This window comes from Candidatus Coxiella mudrowiae (assembly GCA_001077715.1).
GTDB classification, from domain to species: Bacteria; Pseudomonadota; Gammaproteobacteria; order Coxiellales; family Coxiellaceae; genus Coxiella; species Coxiella mudrowiae.
The window spans coordinates 1,530,977-1,549,382 of the sequence record CP011126.1 but is presented as its reverse complement, the minus strand read 5'-3'; the positions used below and the strand labels follow the sequence as shown (position 1 = coordinate 1,549,382).

Genomic DNA, 18,406 nt, shown 5'->3' with positions numbered 1-18,406 from the left:
TTTATGCTTGGCAATCTTATTAAGAAAGTAGTTGGTACTCGCAATGAACGGTTGGTCAGAAGCTATTCCAAGACAGTCCTCAAAATTAACGCCTTAGAACCCAGGATTAAGGCTCTATCTGATCAGGTTTTGCGTGCCAAAACCAGTGAATTTCAGAAGCGACTTAAGGAAGGTGAAAATCTGGACGCGCTATTACCCGAAGTGTTTGCTCTAGTGCGCGAGGCGAGCATCCGAACCCTAGGGCTCCGTCACTTTGATGTGCAATTAATAGGGGGAATTGCTCTTAACAATGGTAAAGTTGCAGAAATGCGTACGGGTGAAGGGAAAACGCTGGTAGCAACGATGCCTGCTTATCTTAACGCCCTCACTGGAAAAAGTGTCCATCTTGTCACTGTAAACGATTATTTAGCTAAACGTGATGCGGAATGGATGAAGCCTATTTACGAATTTCTGGGTTTGACGGTGGGAATTAACGTACCAGGAATGGGGCCTGCAGAAAAGCAAGCTGCTTATGCAGCAGATATCACCTATGGTACCAATAATGAATTTGGTTTTGACTATTTGCGGGACAATATGGTTTTTAGCTTGGATCAACGTGTTCAGCGCCCATTGCATTACGCCATTATCGACGAAGTCGATTCAATTTTAATTGACGAAGCCCGAACACCTTTAATTATTTCAGGTCAGGCGGAAGAGTCCTCGGATCTTTATATCAAAATAAACAAACTCTTTCCCTTCTTAAGATTACAAAAAATGGAAGAAGGGCAAAAAGAAGAAGAGGTTTCGAAAGAAGATGGTGGGGATTATACCATGGATGAAAAAAATCGACAAGTTTATCTGACGGAACAAGGTCACCGAACCATCGAAGCTTTGCTTGTAAAAGAAGGGCTCATGAAAGCCGGAGAAAGCTTATATGATGTGGCAAACATATCGTTAATGCATTATGTATACGCCGCTTTGCGCGCACATGCACTGTTCCACCGGGATGTTCATTACATTATAAAAAATAACGAGGTGATTATTGTTGATGAACATACGGGGCGGTTAATGCCAGGACGTCGTTGGTCTGATGGTTTGCATCAAGCAGTTGAAGCAAAAGAAGGTGTTCCTATTGAATTAGAAAATCAAACCTTGGCGACGATTACTTTCCAAAATTATTTCCGCCTTTATGAAAAGCTGTCCGGAATGACAGGCACGGCGGATACCGAAGCGTTTGAATTACAGAAAATCTATGGTTTGGAGGTTGTCGTCATTCCTACTAACAGACCGATGATTCGCCGAGATGAGCCGGATCAAGTTTACTTAACTTCCAAAATGAAACTCCAGGCGATTGTTGAAGAAGTTAAAAAACGTCGTGCAAAAGGACAACCATTGTTAATTGGAACTGCTTCCATTGAAGCGTCTGAAGTAGTATCAAGGTTTTTGAAAAAGGCCAATATAAAACATGAAGTTTTGAATGCTAAAAATCATGAGCGTGAGGCGAAAATTATTGCTGAAGCAGGGCGTTCGGGGGCGGTGACCATTGCCACGAATATGGCTGGACGTGGGACCGATATTGTTTTAGGTGGAAATTTGGAAGCTGAATTAGCTGAATTGGATAACTTGTCTGAGGAAGAAATCAAAAAGCGTAAAGTAGAGTGGCAAAAACGACATGACACCGTTATTGTGGCAGGGGGGCTACACGTATTAGGAACTGAACGTCACGAGTCTCGCCGCATTGATAATCAATTACGTGGTCGTTCAGGACGACAAGGCGATCCTGGATCTTCCCAATTCTATCTTTCAATAGAAGATAATTTGCTACGCATTTTTGCCGCTGAACGAATGTCCAATATGATGCGTCGCTTAGGAGTAAAAGAAGAAGACGTTATTGAACATAAATGGATTAGTCACGCCATTGAAAAAGCCCAAAAACGTGTAGAAGGAATGAATTTTGATATTCGAAAGCAGTTGTTAGAGTATGATGATGTAGCTAATGACCAACGTAAAGTAATTTATCAGCAACGATTTGAATTATTACAAGCCGATAATATTGCCAATACGATTGAAGCAATTCACGAAGAAGCAGTGAGTGATATGCTTAATCTTTTTATACCGCCTCAAAGTTTAGAAGAAGAATGGGATGTCACGGCCTTAGAGAAGCAGATTCGTGAAGATTTTGGTGTGGCTCTCCCTATCACGGAATGGCTCGAAAAAGACGAAGCTCTGGATGAAGAAACATTGCATCAGTGGATAATTGACGAAATTACCCATGGCTACAAAGAAAAAGAAGCGAGAGTCGGTTCAAACGTTATGCGCGATGTGGAAAAAACAATTATGCTGCAATTATTGGATCATCATTGGAAGGAGCATTTGGCAGCAATGGATCATTTGCGACAAGGCATCCATTTGCGTGGTTATGCTCAAAAAAATCCCGCACAAGAATATAAGCGTGAATCTTTTGAATTATTTACGCAAATGTTGGCGCGACTTAAATATGAGGTTGTTGCTACTTTATCGAAATTAGAAATCACGACGGAAGAACAAGTAGTTGAGCAGCAGCAACGATTGTTTCACCAACCGACTACCGAATTGCAATATCAACATGCTGAAATGACTGCTTTGCAAGGCGAAACAGATGTTACTATCGCTGAAGCTGAGTCCGTACAGCCTTTTGTACGCTCCCAACCTAAAATCGGGCGAAATGAAGCTTGCCCTTGTGGTAGCGGCCAGAAATATAAATATTGTCACGGAAAATTAACCTAACCTATCCGATGAGCGGCTGCCTTCTTCATGTTGCTATTGGTCTTGTTATTAATTTAGAAAATGAAGTTCTTGTGTCATTGCGGCCTATGCATATGGCTCAAGGAGGGCTTTGGGAGTTTCCTGGAGGAAAATTAGAATCGGGTGAAAATAGTTATGAAGCGTTATGTCGAGAATTAAAAGAAGAGGTAAATATAACAGTTTTGACGGCACAGCCATTTATGAATATTCATCATTCGTATGATGAAAACGAAGTTATTTTACATGTATGGCAAATTAAAGAATTTACGGGACATCCTCGTGGCTTAGAGGGTCAAGAGATTAAGTTTGTTCCGCTGAAGAAATTACAAGAATTATCTTTTCCTAAACCCAATAAGTTGATTATTCATCGTTTATTAAATCTTGCAGCAATTTAACATAAAGAAAATATCGTCAGAGACGCTCTTGCCACTGCTGCTATTGTCCTTAACATCTAATGATAAAAAACGGATGACAAGACGATGTTTACCCGCAGAAATCTCTGGATAAACCCTTTTTTTGATAGGCAAAGTTAATTGGATGAGTTGACAGGGTGAATTAACGTTAAGTGTTTGTTGAAAAAAACCCTCTTGTGCGACAACATTTTGAGGAGAGGTACTTTCGCGAGTGATCTGTAAAATGGTATTAATCATTAGGGATAACGATTTAAATTCCCCCGCCCAGTTTTGTAAGTCAGCAATACGATTTTCGCTAGGTTGGCGCAACCATAATGAATAAGCAGGGGTAGTGAAGTTGCAAGGACCTGCTGGATTATGTAAATGAACGCGAATTTGGTTCAAGAAAGTATTTTGGCGAAGATTATCAGCTATTCTTCCTGGTATCTGATGCAATTGATTAATGTGCTGATCAAGAATGGTCAATAATTTTTTTAGTTTATAGCCATCGATTTGGGATAAGTGTTTTAGTTGGGCAAGAGTAGAGGCTTGTTGGGCAAGGGCTTGAGTAAGCTTACTCTTTAAGTCGGGGCGGTCGATAACGTTTAATGATTTGAGCAAAGCTAACATAGCTAAATGACTTCCTCCTGAGGTAGAAGCATTGAGGTTGGAGTGAAGTTGACAAAAGAGGTGCTCAAGCCTCAGACAAATCCGGATAAGCTCATTAAGTGGCTGTTCATAAGTAATAGTCTCTTCGATCATGGCTGTTGAGGTTCTTCATCTGTTTATTCATCATAACATGAAATTTTGATCAGAAAAATAAGAAGTAGCAGGATGAAGTTCCAGAGAAGCGTGTTTTTCTTATTTAAAAATTTTCCTTCGCTTAATTTTTTGTTCAAGAGGCTCTCAATGGGAGGCGGCTGATTTAATCTCTGTTTTTTTATTCATTATTTAGCCAATTTCAGGTATTGGGCATGTAGCTGAAACACTGCCTCACCTAATGCCGGAAGTGTTTTATCATTAACAATCACATCGTTCGCTATGGCTAGCCGTTCTTCGCGGCTGCTTTGTGATTCAAGGATTAATTTAATCTGTTTGTTAGAAAGATGATCACGTATTTTTGTGCGCTGAATTTGCAAAAATACAGGGACATCAACCACTAAAATGCGATCAATAAAATTTATTGAATGTCTAGTCCTTTCTAATAAAGGAATCACTAAAATACAATAAGGAGAGTTTATTTCTTCAAGCTTTTCCTTCATTTTCAAAATAATAAGAGGGTGTAATAAGTTTTCCAACCATTGTCGTTCTTGTGGATATTTGAAGATTAATCTTTGTAATCGAGAGCGATTTAACGAGTTTTCTCCACTTAGAACTTTCTTTCCAAAATGCGCCACGATTTTTTTAAATGCTATTTGGCTCAAGATCGTAATTTCATGGGCAATTTCATCAGCGTCGATGATAGGAATCCCCAATTCAGCAAAATAATTTGCAACGGTGCTTTTACCGCTGCCAATTCCTCCAGTTAAACCAATTCGTAACATTTTCCATCCTTAAAATAAAGAAGAAAATAAAGCGTATAATACCTCTGGTTCCCATAAAAGGGAAACCCAGCCTTTAATAGCAATAAAGGGACCAAATAGAATTGGATTTTTGAAAGATATTTTTTCAGAAAAAGGAGGAGAATACTAGATAGAAGACCCAGAAATACACCCAATAAGAGTGTATTTAATACAGCCTGAGCTCTTAACTAGGCACCAATCATCCCTAGCATTTTAAAATCTCCATGCCCCATCCCTTATTTTCCGCGGATTAATCAATAGAAAATAGCTGTAATCCACAAGAGCCTATAACTCAATATGGCGCCGAAGATGGCGTGATGAGGTGTCGTAAAAACTGAGAACAAACTTAAAAAGAGTCCAAGCCACAATGTGGGTAAGGTGATGCTATCCGGTAAGAATTACTTGTAAAGATCAATAAAAAAGTACGATTAATAGCTATGTAAATAAGAGAGAAGCTAGCGAATGCCAGGTAATTTGATAACGAATCACAATAAAAACGAACAGCAGACAAGAATTCTACTAGAATGTAATATGTCTTTATTTTCTTGTAACAATTGACACAGCGTCCCCGAAATAGGAAGTACCTCACTAAGGGTATATTGTGAATAATTTTTATAGGCTTTTTAGATTGCAAACAGTGTGAACAAAAAATGAGAAAATTAAATTTTAGCTTTGGTTCAAGAGGAAAATTGAGATGACGCTGACATTTGCGGCGCCATTCAGTTTCCAAAATAATAAGGTAACGAACAATAACGATATTTAGAAAACTACCTACTACTAATCCCATAAGAGTACTTATAGCAACAATAATATAAAAATTGGCTTGAAAGTTTGAAATAAATTTCATAAAAAAATGCCTTATTTTATAAAACGGAACCCATTTGGAATAAAGGTAAATACATAGCAATAACGAGACTTCCAATGACTAAAGCCAATAATATCATGATGAGAGGTTCGAAACGTTCAATTAAACGAGTATATTGTCCATTAATTGTTTTATAGTAAATGCTAGTAATTGTTTCGTGGTAAACGCTAGCAAGCAATGGTCTAAAGCATTTCATTTAAAGTTTCTAAATTTTCTGAAATATGAAGAAGTTGAATAATCTGTAGCGAAAATAGATTTGTTTTTTGAACGGAGGCTTTTAAGGATTTTCCAGCATTAATCCAATCAGGTAATTTAGCAAGACAATGCTTTAAAATTCGATTAGAAATAATATGATTCGTTGTTAGTATAGTTTTCACTAAAGGGATACTCGCTGCTGTCATTTTTGTCACTATCTTTAGATACAACGAAAGTGAGTTATTTTTTAATTAAGCTGCCAAGAATTGGTATTTTAAATAAAATCAAATCTATATAATCTGAAATCTTTGAGAAATTTTTTTTGATTTAGATAAAAGCAGCTCACGAAAAGTTTATTAGGAAGGCCATATTCCTGTATATTCTGGGAGCATGTAATAATAAAACGAGTAAATAGGAGTAACCGAGTGTAAAATTCGGAGAAAATATTTTGAAATTGGAGAATTATAAATTCCAGGAAACCAAAAGTAATTTAAATTACAGTTTAAATAAAAACTAAAAGATAATGGGTCACTTTTCTAATTTTTTTCTTAAGCGTAAAAAGTTATTCTTCATGCTGAATGAGCAATTTCAATAAATTTTGTAATTTTCCAGATTTTTTGGCTGCGTAAACTATTTCCGAGTGAATGTGTTTAAAATAACGAAGATATGCTTTCATACATAGATTTAGATAGACTCCATCCATTTTAAATTTTGTCGCTAATTTCTAAAATTAATTGATGTAGAGGGTTCAAAGCGGTGTCCGATGCCAACAAGGAAAGTGAGAATCTTTTGGAAAACCCAGCATTAACTAATATATTTAAGAGCTGCAAAAAATAACAATAGCTTTTCGCTTGATTCTCTTATACCAAAAATTAAACATAACTGTCTTCCTGAACAACGCGACGGAGCTCTGTAAGATCGGTAATGTTTTCTGCTACTTTTGTTAAACCTGCTTTCCAGAGAGTTTGTATACCTTCTTTACAGCTTGTTTTACAATAATCTGTGCTCAACATTTATTTAAAATAAGTTCATGGATAGGATAGTCGAGGTAAGAGATAATAATTCATAGATACTGGTTCGCCCTTAATAGCCGTTTGAACAGAAAGTATAGGGTGGAAGAGTGGCTTTTCAATGGGAACAGAGACAACGAATTGATTGCTGAGCAATGACGAGTTTGAGCGTGTTAACAAAATATTGAAGGGCTCAATACCCATATCTATTAAACAAGCAATGGATTCGGATGCGCTGTTAGTATGTAAGTGGCTAAAACAAGATGCCCAGTGTAAGAGGCACGTATAGCGATTGAGGTTGTATCAAGATCACGGATTTCGATAATCATGATAATGTCAGGATCTTGGCGTAAAAAAGTTCCTAGAATAGTCGAAAAATTAAGCCCTAATTTTTTGTTAACAGCTACTTGATTGATACCAGCAAGTTGAATTTAGATGGGATATTCTATGGTAGAAATATTTTTTTGAAAGGAATTAATATGGTTAAGAGCTGCGTAAAGCGAAACTGTTTTTCCGCTTCCCGTTGGGCCCAGCGATTAGGATCAAGTCCTGAGGTTGTTCAATTTTCTTTATGAATAATTGTTGTGATCTTTCATCCATTCTAAGTTCTTCTAAATTCAAAAAATGGTGAACTGGGTTCAATAAACAAATGATAATTTTCTCTTCAGATACTGTTGAACAACTACTGAGGCGACAATCTCGAGTTAGGTTTATGGACGCAGTAAATTGAAACCGACCATCTTAAGGAAGACCCTTCTCTGAAATATCTAACTTTACAAGCACTTTTAACCGACTGCAAATTGCTGTTGATTTCGTCAGGAATAACTCTATTATTGGATATAAAATTTCATCGACTCTCAAATGCGATAATACTGTTTCATTGGTTCAAAGTGAATATCGGAAGCTTCTCGGTAAATGGTGTCGGTGAGAATCTGGTTTACTAATTCTATAACAGTACTCTTTATATGAATTGCAGAACTGTAAATCTGTTGGCTGGTTAATTTATTTATTAAGACAATAAATTAATTTTAACTAGAAAAAAACTATTTTATATTGTTTATTAGTTTGAAATTGTAATTTTTCAATCAGTGGGAAAATCGCAGGGTTGCTAATCATGAGCGTATTTGGATTTTCAAGAAGAGGAAGGAAAGCCATAATATTTTAAACAATTGCGTGGCAGCAGTTCCGTTAGAAATCAGTCTGAAGACTTATTTAAATCGATAGTTTTGAACTCAAAATAATTTGTGCAAGCCTTTGCTATCTCCTTTGAAGGTATAATTTTTTGAGTTACAAGATAATGTAAGAAAGGCGAAGAGATCAGACCTTCTGGGCCTGCTCCAGGACTGACAGAATTTGTTTTTGGGTCAAGATGTTTTGTTGAACTAGAATGTGGGTTAAGCCCTCGGAATCAATTGGCATAACCGGTCGCTACTCCTCCGCCGCGCTGGTTGACCACAATAAAATTTCTTCTTGTAGGGTGTATGTTAAGATATAGTCGTCTTTAGGTTAAATACCATATTTTGCCTGTGGTATTACTGTAATAATTCGGTCTTTAACGTCAATGGTATTTATAAATCCTCGTCCGCTACCGGAAGCTATAGTGGGAGGAATACCATTTTTTGCCGGCTGAACATTCAGAAAGATCTTTAGTCGTTTGATAACATTCTTCGATGACTAATTTATAGGAAGCTGTGGCTTGTACCACCTCGGTGTAATGTGCTCAATGGGTATATATCCGATAAGAGGGGATGGTGGAGGGGATGGTGACGATTACCAAGATTCCAATAATGGCGATTACAACGAAAAATTTCATCAATGTAAACCCAGCAGCATTCTGCCTTTGCATTAGTCTTCCTGATAAATGTTTGCTTCTTATAAGTGAAGTGGTATTAATTTGCAATTTAGGAATTTGTTTTGAACGACTTGACCTCAGTGCTAGCTTACGTGATCATAAGCACCGCTCGTAGTGATTGATATTTACGGAGGTGCTTAGGTGGGTAAGACAGAAATTCCACGAAGCCGAAGGTTTACGCCGCCGAACGCCCTCTAAGGAATGGTGGGCAGGATACAGTGAGAAGACTAAGAAAACAAGTACAGGGAAGTACGGAGGAAAATCAAGAAGTTTTGCCGGTGTAGCTCAGGTGGTAGAGCAACTGATTCGTAATCAGTAGGTCCGCAGTTCGAGTCTGCGCACCGGCATCATAAAAAGGTCTTTCCCAATTGTGGAGGCACTTTATCACGAACATAATACTTCTAACTCATAAATGATAATTCTCAAGGTTTTAAAAGCCATAAGCGCTGATGAATCAATTTAATTTTGCGATAGAGTTCTTTAGTGAAGTATTTTTAGTGAAACACTACATATGAACAATCTCTACCGCTATTGGTAAAATGTTTTTCCTACGGTGGCTAAAAGTTTGAAAGTTGTGTAAAAGTTTTCATTAATATATAAAAGCTTTTCTTTCTTATCAAGCCGTCTTTTATTAAACTTGATCTCATTAGGATTTCTAGCATGTGTCAAATATGAAGCCCTTTTGAATAAATTCCATCGAGAAATATAGCAATAAGCTCTTGTGACGGCAGTTTTTTCTGTAATTTTTGGTAATTGGTAATTGGTAATTGGTAATTGGTAATTGGTAATTGGTAATTGGTAATTGGTAATTGGTAATTGGTTAAAAAGCTTATATTCGGAAACGCTGATAGGTTTAGTAGTATAGTGTAATGTGTATTCAACAATCGTTTTATTTTTACTTCTGCAAAGAGAATAATTCCTATCGAAAAATTTTCATTTTTTAATTTTAATATTTTTTATCAAAGTGCTCATAAATAAAATTTAATTTTTTCAATGTATTCAGGTTGAAATTCAACAGATTTTAATTCAATTGCCATTAAGCAATGTAGTTGCCGATAGTAAAGTAAAATATGAATAAAAAATTTATGTCCGTCGACTTCCAAGCGATATTGATTTCGTATAAAAGTAAACATGTTACCGATTTCTCATAAGAAGCACTCAATTTTAGTCAACAATCCTTCTTTTAGCTCAGGTTTAGTATGCTCCTCAGCTAATTCTAAAAAGCTGAAAATATATTTATCTTTTACAGCTAATTTAGCTTGATCGTGTATCTTATTTAGAAGAGTTTTATAAAAATTAGTCTGATTAAGTAGAGTTTTTTCATAAATTTTATTTTTGATATAGTAAATCAAAAAAATTTTCTCTATCCATATTTATGAGACATGCAGATGTATAACTTACGTTGTAGATTATCTTTGCATTTCTCCATAATAACGAGGTTATAGATCCAGCTAATTTCTCGAACTAGTGGTGCGAGTTTTTTTGAGAACAATAGATTTTATAGAATAATCTCATACGCCAAAGTTTTTCATCTGAAAAACCCCTTATCCCTAAGTAAAAAATTTGAAGGTCATGATCTATTCTTTCTACGATAGATTTTTCAAAATTTTCAAATTTCTGGTGCTCCGCAATGGCCTGGCCAATATCTCAATAGAGAGCGATTAATTCTTTATTGACAGCTTTAAATGCTTTATGCTGTACTTGAATGATACGGTCTTTAATAGACTCCAGGAGTTCAGTATAAGCAAATTTTTGGAAGTTTCATTCATTGAGAGTTCTTATCAGAGAGCGAAATACTAATTCATTTTTCTGAGCTGTTGTACACCGTGTTTGAATTTTTTTATCACTGCGTGCTGTATAATTCCTATATAATTATTCCAATAAAAGTCGATATGATAGTAATACTTTTTAAGTAAAGTATAGAATTTATTAATATGAATAGTGACTATGTAGATCCTGTTATGATAGAAAATATTATAATCATATTAACAAAGTTCTTTAGGACCCATGTTTTTATATATAATAAAAAAAATTTTCTTACAGAAAGATTTTACTATTAATATCAAGCTTATTTTCAACTATCTCTTCTCTCAAGTAAATATTGAATATATGCATCATTTTCATTATTCTAGGATTTAAACTAATTGCTTCTCAATAGATATGCTTTTTAATATCATAAAAAAACAATATACAATTACAGTAACGGGTCTATTAGAAAATTCTTTCTGGGTTGATCTTTTTGAAAGAAATGATAATGAAGTATACTCTGTAGCAGTTAAATTTTTAGTCGCGAACCTACTGACACGGAACTTTATAATTTTGTTTTAACTAATTTTTATAATCTTAATTTAAAGAGCCCTAGGATTTCAAAACTAGTTGTTAAGCGAAAAATCCTAAGAACATGCAACAAGAAGTTAGACTTATAATAAAAAAGTAAGAAAGATCTACCTAAAAGAAGCACATATCTTGAATAAAAATTTTAAAAAATCAAGCTAAACAAAACAGAAAAAGAAATGTCGCGGGCAATTAATTTTAAGCAAGAGCAATAAATTTGTCGCACACTCTGCTTTTGATACGTGCTCATCAATAGTTAGCTTAGATAGAATAGGCTATTTTTTAGACTGCTATTATTAATCTTATCTATAATTTCTTGGATAAAGTTATTTTTTTTACATTATTTATTTTAGTTTCGGATTCAATTAGAATAATACAAACTTTTTCTTATGAAATAAATTGGTGTTCAATCCTTTCGAAATAATAATAAACATATTGTTTACCTACTAGTTTGAGTTACTAATAATAAATAAAAAAAATAGATTTTCATTAAGATTTTTTTTATTTAATACTATTTATAAATAGAAATTATTATATTTTCATCAAACTGAAAATAAATTGTCTATTCCATTTTTTCATTAGTTCATTAATTGAATAAATGAAATGCCCTTTCAAAGGTCAGGCGGCTTTATATCCCTAACTAATGATTTAATTAAGTGTCTCATCTTATATTTTAGAAAAGTTTGTTGGTAATATAAGCTGACAAATAATTATCGTGCTTCAGATAAATTTTTTCTTGTCAATAACAATATATTCTATGTGCAATTGTACATCTCTAGCTGTTTTCTCATCATCTGTTTCAGAAATGAATGCTAGTGTCATATCAATGCTAGCTGATATGCCTTCCGACGTCTATATATTGTTGTCTCTAACAAATCGTTCTTTGATTACTTTAATCTCTTTTAGTTCTTTCAGTCTATTCAAAGATGCTCAATGAGTTTTTTATTCTCTTGCCATGTAATACTTGCCATGCAACAATCCAGCGGAGTGAAGTAAGAACATGCCCATGCAAACGGATAAAATCTATTTGTACAATAAAAATTGTGTTTTAATGAAAGAAATTAATTTATTATTAACTTCCTTTCGGGTACACTAGGCCTCCTGGTACTAAAAAATAATCTAATGAATTAGCAGTTTTCAAAACTAGTGTGAGTTTTAATAGTTAATTCCTTAGCGCTAGTAACTTCATTGCCTGTTTCATTTACTATAATTAGTTCTTTAGGACCATTAAATTTTTGACTCCAAAGTGCAATGATTTCTAAAGGTCCTATAAAATCAAGCTCTTTAAATTGTTCAAAGAGTAAAAATCCAAATTGATTATTTATGGTAATGGTTAGATAAAAAATAAAAAAGCACTTAACAGAGCAAAACTAGGATCCGACGATTGTAATATTTATATTTTTTTACTCATTTTAAGAGAATAGCATAGATTTTGATTATAAACGAAGGTTCACACAGAAAATTGAATTTATTCTCAAGACAGAGGCTTATTCATCCAATAAGGATCTACAAGAAATATTAAGTCAAATGGAGCTAGGCACATAAGTCTTTAGAATGCTGAATACGAGTAAAGCTTGCGTTAAGGGACTAATGATGGTAAATGGTTGATCTTATGATTTCAGATTAAGTATATCCTGGAACGCTAAAATCTATAGTTAATTTCTTAGTGCAAGGACTCGACCGGATCGAAATTTATTGGCTATGATTCCAAATTCCTTCAGTCCCCGTATTGTCTATTATCTGGGTTGCGGTCCTGGGAATAGTACCATTTATTAAAAGACCGGTGACTTAATATTAATGTGATTGGACTAGATTCTTCCCTGGACATGCTTAAGGAAGCAAAAGCCTCTTACCCACCACCCCACATCTTAAATTTATTGAAGGAGATATAGCGAATTTTTCCCCTTCAGAAAAAGATAGATTATGATTATCTTTTTACTAATGCATATTTCTAGTGGCTTAATTCTCATAACGTATTGATTCATAATATTTTAAAATTACTAAATCTAGGCGGAGTAATTGGATTCTAGATGCCAAATAATTTTCATTCTCCTCTTATACAGACAAATAATAAAGTTTTACTTCCATTCAGAAAAATTTTTATGATAGGCTATAAATAAAAATATATGACTTTTTTGAAGGGGTATGGGTAGTTTTTAAGGATTTATAGTCTTAAAGCGATTCTTTCCAAAAATTTACCTAATATCACATATAAACCCTAAATATTTATTACGCTATTATAAAAGCTCAATTCATACAATAATACAATTATGAACAGGAAGTACATTTACATTACTCCCTTTTTCACATTTTTTACTCAAGAAATATTTTCCCCCATTTTTTGCTGTTTGTCTTTTTAATCAAAAACTTCTGGCAGTTACTCAAGGTATAGACATAGTCAGTTTTTGGATATTTTCTATTTGTCTCGCTGCGGTGGCTTTCATTAAAATGTTAATCATTATCACAAAAAGAATGTCATTCTTTTTAGCCTAATTGTATTATTATTCATTTATGTATGTATATTGGTGTTAGCGTAGTATCATATTCAAATATTTTTAATTTAGGATTTAATAACTTCCTTACTACTCAAGCTTTTTATTTCGGTTATCTCTTTAGCTCTGCTTTCAGCAGTAGCACTTCAGTTCAAAGCCAAAAAAACATAGATGGGGGTTTTCCTTTACTAATATTTCCATGAATTTAAGTGTAGAGATTGGTCCTCTTATAGGTTTTTTGTTTTGTATTACCATCAAGAATGGTTGCCGCTAACTGCAATTCCTTTTATGCTAATTTCTATTTTTATTGTACTTAAAATTCTAAAAGATGTGAAAACTGAAAAAAAAGATGAAATTATAAGTTCTCATTAGGCGGTAGGTCTTTTCTAATATTTATGGTGATTAACTTTTTAACCTTAATGGCTATAGTCAATTTTATTATGTTTTTCATATGTTTAATATCTATTCCTTGGAGGAGCGTATATAATAAGTGGCTTATTTTTACTAAGTAGTTTTATGATAGTTATTTTTCGAGTTGTCGTTACTCGATTCTTTGAAAAAGTAAGCTAGCATAAATCTATCATTGTGGGTAACGCTATGACTAATATCGGTATTTTATTTATTTGTTGTACCCTGTCTTTTGATGGATTGCATTATAGATTTTTTCTTAATAACCATTGCAAAACTAATTTATAACCCACTGTATCAAGCTTTAGAAATTCAACCCTATACAATATTAATAAGAATTTTATATACGCTTTAGTCCTTTTAGGCTTCGTTTAGGGTCTCTAGAAGTCAATGGCTACTTTTATAGGTCTTTATTTGGTTTCGTATGGATTAGAAATTTATTCTTACTGTTTTAGAGCTTGGTAGCTCTATTTAAGATTTTTATTTATAAAACAGTGCCATTTAAAAAAAACTATTAATCCTATAGCAGTTACATGACAATTAAATGGATTGTATTTGATTTAGGTAATGTTGTTCTTAAACTTCAAAAATGAGTCGGGATAATTAAAATTCAAAAGATAACTAATTACTCTGTAAAATTCATATCAAAAATGATAACTTAAAGTTTTCTTAATTATAAAAAAGAAAATCATTTTATTCGCTAATTTATATTTGAGAAAATTAATAGTAAGGTCTATTTAAAAAATCTTAAGTCTTATTTAGATCACGTTTTCGATCGAGAAGAATTGATTAATGAAATTAAATCTATGTTAGGAAATGAAAGTAAAACGGTAGCACGTTTTATTAAACCTCTATCAAGAAAATATAAATTCTCCTGTTTATTGAAAACATATAAAATTCATTAGGATTTTATTATTTAAAAATATAGATTCTTTAAAAATTTTCAAGTGAAATAGATTCTCATTTTTTCGATTTCTTAAACCAAAAAAATCTACCTTTCCTTATATAGAAAAATTATATCAGAGGTACTTTTAAAATTTTATTAATTGATAATTCTTATAAAAATTTTTTAGCTTCTATTGAATCTAATTGGAATGAAATTCGTTACTGTAATTACAATCATCTACTTTCAGACTAAAGGAGTACTGTATTTTATATAATAAAAACTATTAAATTCTTTTAAAAAATTGTTTGAATTTGATATTTTTATCAAAAATATATAAATCTTACTGATATTTTAAAAATCTACAATTAAGAAAAAAGAAAGAATATAAATAAAATTATAGATAATTTTAAAAATATAAAAATCTAAAATTTCTTTAAATAAATATTATAAAATAAATTAAGATCTAAATTCAAGAAAAATATTAAAATAAAAACTATTTTCACAATAGTAGTATAACTTAAACTTTTCATCCAAAAATATTTTCTCTAAATTAAAAGTTTGAATTTTCTTAAAATATAACTATTTAAAAATATACTAAGAACTGTTGCAATGGAATAAGTAATTATATGTTTTAGAAATAAAGAAAAAACAATATAGTAAGGAATGTCAATCTGAGTAGAATTTTTGATTGTAAAGTTTATAACTATAAAAAGTATTTCACTGAAAATATATAACATTAGAGGATTTATCCATATTAGATTTCTCATCTCTCTATAGTTATACACTTCCGTAATTATATCGCTAATGGTATAATAAAAAGCAAGGATAAAAGTTCTACTTAATATTTTAAAGCTGTTTATTATGGTAATTTTATTTTATACAAGCATTATTAATATTACAAAGGTCATATAGAATGTGCTTGACAGTTGAAAGTACTTATAGGACCAAATTAAAACAGGATTTTCTACACCAGTATTCATAATATTTTTTTACAATTTAGATTGCGTTAAAGTTTACATGCAAGGTGCTAAATGGATTAAATCATTATTTTCATGTATTTATTAATAGAAACTAGAAAAAAATAAAGCTTTATGCCCTAGGAGATGTGTATCAATATAGGGTTTTCCTAAGTTAGTCTTGTTGTACACTTCAGGCAATTCAGTACAGCATAGGATATAAGAATCAAAATCTAACTGCTTTAATTGTATTTCTATGTTTCCAACTTATTTAGACTTTATTTTCTAGGAATAATTTTATTCATAATTAAAGAATTTATTTCCTTACATAATTCTGATAAAGAGATTACTGAAACTATGCCTTTTTCTAGTATTTCTCAATAAAGACCACCTTACATGCTAGCTCTAGTTTTTAACACATCAACATATTAAAAAATTTTTAGTTGGTATTCTTCTACTGTTATTGCAATCAGGTTAAGTACAATCAAAGGCAATTTTTTTGTATTCGTTTAAATCCATAATGAGGAATATTTGATCGAATAATAATAAAATTTGCATCTATCATTTTAAGACTGTGAATAGATTCTAATGTACCCAATTTGGTCACAATTTTAAGTGATAACCTATGCTTTATATCGCTCAAAAAAATAGAATGAAAGCTAAATATAGGATGATTGTCGAATCAAGAATCTATTTGTTCAGATTTTTTAAAAATAGTTCTTATATAGATTTTTGCCCTAATAGTAGTAATGTCAATAACTCCTATATGTTTCCGCATTCCATAAATCCCCTCATAATTTATAGGATGTTATCTAAAGAGTCTTTATATAAGAAGATCCTTTCTTCTTCTCAGAAAAAAATTTTCTCAAATGTAAAAATGAGATTAAATCTAAATTAACTAAATCTATTTAAAAATTGAGAAAGATTCGTTTTATTATTTTAGTATAAATTCTATATATATATTAAATAAAAAGTTCTCGATAAAGTCTTTTTAGAGTATGGTTAGATAATATAGTGATTTCTTAAAAAGAAAATTAAAAATCGAATAGTTTTATATGTGTTTTAAACTATCTGACTAAAAAGTAGTTATAATTTTTTATTGTTATCGTATTAGCTTATCTTGTTTTTTTAACGTTCGCATATTTTTCTTTAAGAGAAAATATTGATTTTTTTTTAAATCTTCTTCAATTAATAGAATTAAATTTTCTGTAAAAGGAAAAAAAATTGTTATTTTTGAATTTATTAAAGAGTAGAAGCATTGTTTGGAAATCTTGATTTGTAATTCAGTATAATATAAAACCTTTTTAGATAAAGATGAATCAAGGAATTAATGATTTTAAATTCAGTTAATTTTTTATATAAATCTTTTCTATTTTATTATACTTAAATATTTTCTACTGAATTTATTTTTAAAATAATTATAATTTAAATAATTTTTAAAATTTTCTTTATTATTTTGTAATAGCTTATTTTTTATATCTATCAACAAAAGATAATTTTTAAGACAATTTATATTAAAATAGATAAAAGTCTTTCTAATTAAGTTTAAAAAAATATTTTCTTTTATTAAAAATTATTTTATTAGTTTTCTGAATCAAAAACTTCTTTTTTACCAATTCTTGAATCTAAATACTAATTTTTTATTCTTTTGGAGTAGTTGCTTTGCTAAAATTTTGTATTTTGGAATATTGATATTATGGTATCTAAAGTAAGTTAAAATTCTTACATCTTTCTGAAAAAAAGAATCGGTCATATTGTTATCCGAAAGAATTTATTCAGAATTTATTTTAAATATTTAGCTTTTTTGTTATTTGAATAGATATGGCATAATTATTCTTGTTATCTTTTTAAATTGAAATTATTTGATAGCTATATTATATAGACGACTTTTTTCAAAAATTGATACTAAAGATTTAATTTTTCTAAAAAATGAAAAAATATATTTTCTAAAAATTTAATTATCAAATTTCCATAATTTTCATTATAAATATATCTAGCTTTAACTAGAGTAGCTATTAATTCATCCTTTTCTTTGAGAAATATTATTAAATATATTTAAATCGGGATTTAAAGGTTTTAGAAACATATATTCTGTGTCTATTATAAGTTGTTGAAAATAAATAATTTTCTTTCCTTTAAACGTACAAGTATATAACTTTGATCAAAGGCTTATCTATTTGGATCTAGAGTTAAAATACTACCTTTTGAGAATTGAGGTTCCATGAAAGAATTGTTCATAGAAATTTAAAAATACTCAGGCGATAAATCGTTTTATGAAATGATAGTTCGTGATACTATTTTTTCAGTGGTATAAGGAAATTCTACTCATTCCAGTAAAGGAATTTTTATAAATTTTCTAGTTGATAATGAATAGTCAAAAAGTGTTTCTTGAAAAAAAATATTATCTCCTCTTTGATTTGCTCGATTGAAATGTTAAAAAAATCAGAGATAGGCTTTAAGGAACTTACATGAGGGCGATTGGATTTCCCAGTAACCAAGTGATTAATAGTGAAAGAAGAAAGTCCAACTTCCTTGGATAAATCTGAATACTTCATGCTCCATTATAAAATACTGTCTTTATTTTTAATTTAAAATTTTAAGCAATTTTGGAGATTCAATTTACTTTTTTGAACATAGATATCTGCTATTGACTTTATTATTTTTTATATGTAATATTTCATAGTTTAGCCT

At 31.4% G+C, this 18,406-nt stretch carries 12 protein-coding genes, 1 tRNA gene and 2 pseudogenes; 3 read left to right on the top strand and 12 right to left on the bottom strand.

What is annotated here, in order from left to right; translation table 11 throughout:
* Nucleotides 1-3: 3 nt before the first annotated feature.
* Entirely contained in the window at nt 4-2,745 is a 2,742-nt protein-coding gene (gene secA, locus CleRt_RS07270) for a preprotein translocase subunit SecA (protein WP_048875826.1), read from the top strand.
* 8 nt (nt 2,746-2,753) lie between these two features.
* Nucleotides 2,754-3,158, top strand: coding sequence for an 8-oxo-dGTP diphosphatase MutT (gene mutT / locus CleRt_RS07265; protein WP_048875622.1), 405 nt, complete (start codon nt 2,754-2,756; stop codon nt 3,156-3,158).
* Here the strand turns inward: mutT and zapD are convergent.
* From zapD to CleRt_RS13565, 8 genes and pseudogenes are all read right to left on the bottom strand, one after another.
* Nucleotides 3,138-3,917: a cell division protein ZapD gene (gene zapD, locus CleRt_RS07260; RefSeq protein WP_048875621.1), complete on the bottom strand. Its 780-nt coding sequence runs from the start codon at nt 3,915-3,917 to the stop codon at nt 3,138-3,140. The genes mutT and zapD overlap by 21 nt on opposite strands.
* A gap of 185 nt (nt 3,918-4,102) precedes the next feature.
* A complete protein-coding gene (gene coaE / locus CleRt_RS07255) occupies nt 4,103-4,699 on the bottom strand; it encodes a dephospho-CoA kinase (protein WP_048875620.1) in 597 nt (198 codons plus the stop codon).
* Nucleotides 4,700-5,063: 364 nt separating this feature from the next.
* Nucleotides 5,064-5,504 carry a prepilin peptidase gene (locus tag CleRt_RS12555; RefSeq protein WP_235379229.1) on the bottom strand — a complete coding sequence of 147 codons (441 nt, stop codon included), beginning with the start codon at nt 5,502-5,504 and terminating at the stop codon, nt 5,064-5,066.
* A gap of 76 nt (nt 5,505-5,580) precedes the next feature.
* The gene (locus CleRt_RS10835; protein ID WP_048875619.1) at nt 5,581-5,778 is read right to left on the bottom strand and encodes a hypothetical protein; all 198 of its coding nucleotides are present in this window, start codon (nt 5,776-5,778) and stop codon (nt 5,581-5,583) included.
* Complete coding sequence (locus CleRt_RS07245) at nt 5,765-5,992, bottom strand: hypothetical protein (RefSeq protein ID WP_157870902.1); 228 nt, start codon at nt 5,990-5,992, stop codon at nt 5,765-5,767. Before CleRt_RS07245 ends, CleRt_RS10835 begins: the two co-directional genes overlap by 14 nt.
* Nucleotides 5,993-6,649: 657 nt before the next feature.
* Nucleotides 6,650-6,790: a hypothetical protein gene (locus CleRt_RS12550; protein ID WP_235379008.1), complete on the bottom strand. Its 141-nt coding sequence runs from the start codon at nt 6,788-6,790 to the stop codon at nt 6,650-6,652.
* Nucleotides 6,791-6,996: 206 nt separating this feature from the next.
* Nucleotides 6,997-7,266: pseudogene (locus tag CleRt_RS12545) on the bottom strand (ATPase, T2SS/T4P/T4SS family).
* A gap of 4 nt (nt 7,267-7,270) precedes the next feature.
* Nucleotides 7,271-7,516: pseudogene (locus CleRt_RS13565) on the bottom strand (ATPase, T2SS/T4P/T4SS family); the annotation flags it as partial.
* A 1,397-nt stretch (nt 7,517-8,913) separates the two neighbouring features.
* On the opposite strand from CleRt_RS13565, the gene CleRt_RS07235 reads away from it, so the two are divergent.
* Nucleotides 8,914-8,986: transfer RNA gene (locus CleRt_RS07235), tRNA-Thr, on the top strand.
* 621 nt (nt 8,987-9,607) lie between these two features.
* Here CleRt_RS07235 and CleRt_RS10825 read toward each other — a convergent pair.
* The 4 genes from CleRt_RS10825 to CleRt_RS14330 all read right to left on the bottom strand — a co-directional run bounded on the left by CleRt_RS10825 (nt 9,608) and on the right by CleRt_RS14330 (nt 18,270).
* On the bottom strand, nt 9,608-9,772 hold the full coding sequence (locus tag CleRt_RS10825; protein ID WP_200899559.1) for a PDDEXK nuclease domain-containing protein: 165 nt from the start codon (nt 9,770-9,772) through the stop codon (nt 9,608-9,610).
* 331 nt (nt 9,773-10,103) lie between these two features.
* Complete coding sequence (locus tag CleRt_RS14340) at nt 10,104-10,283, bottom strand: DUF1016 N-terminal domain-containing protein (RefSeq protein WP_200899572.1); 180 nt, start codon at nt 10,281-10,283, stop codon at nt 10,104-10,106.
* Between the two features lie 5,021 nt (nt 10,284-15,304).
* Nucleotides 15,305-15,586, bottom strand: a complete 282-nt coding sequence (locus CleRt_RS14335; RefSeq protein WP_371440272.1) for a VUT family protein — start codon at nt 15,584-15,586, stop codon at nt 15,305-15,307.
* A 2,474-nt stretch (nt 15,587-18,060) separates the two neighbouring features.
* Entirely contained in the window at nt 18,061-18,270 is a 210-nt protein-coding gene (locus tag CleRt_RS14330; protein ID WP_048875617.1) for a helix-turn-helix domain-containing protein, read from the bottom strand.
* Nucleotides 18,271-18,406 lie beyond the last annotated feature (136 nt).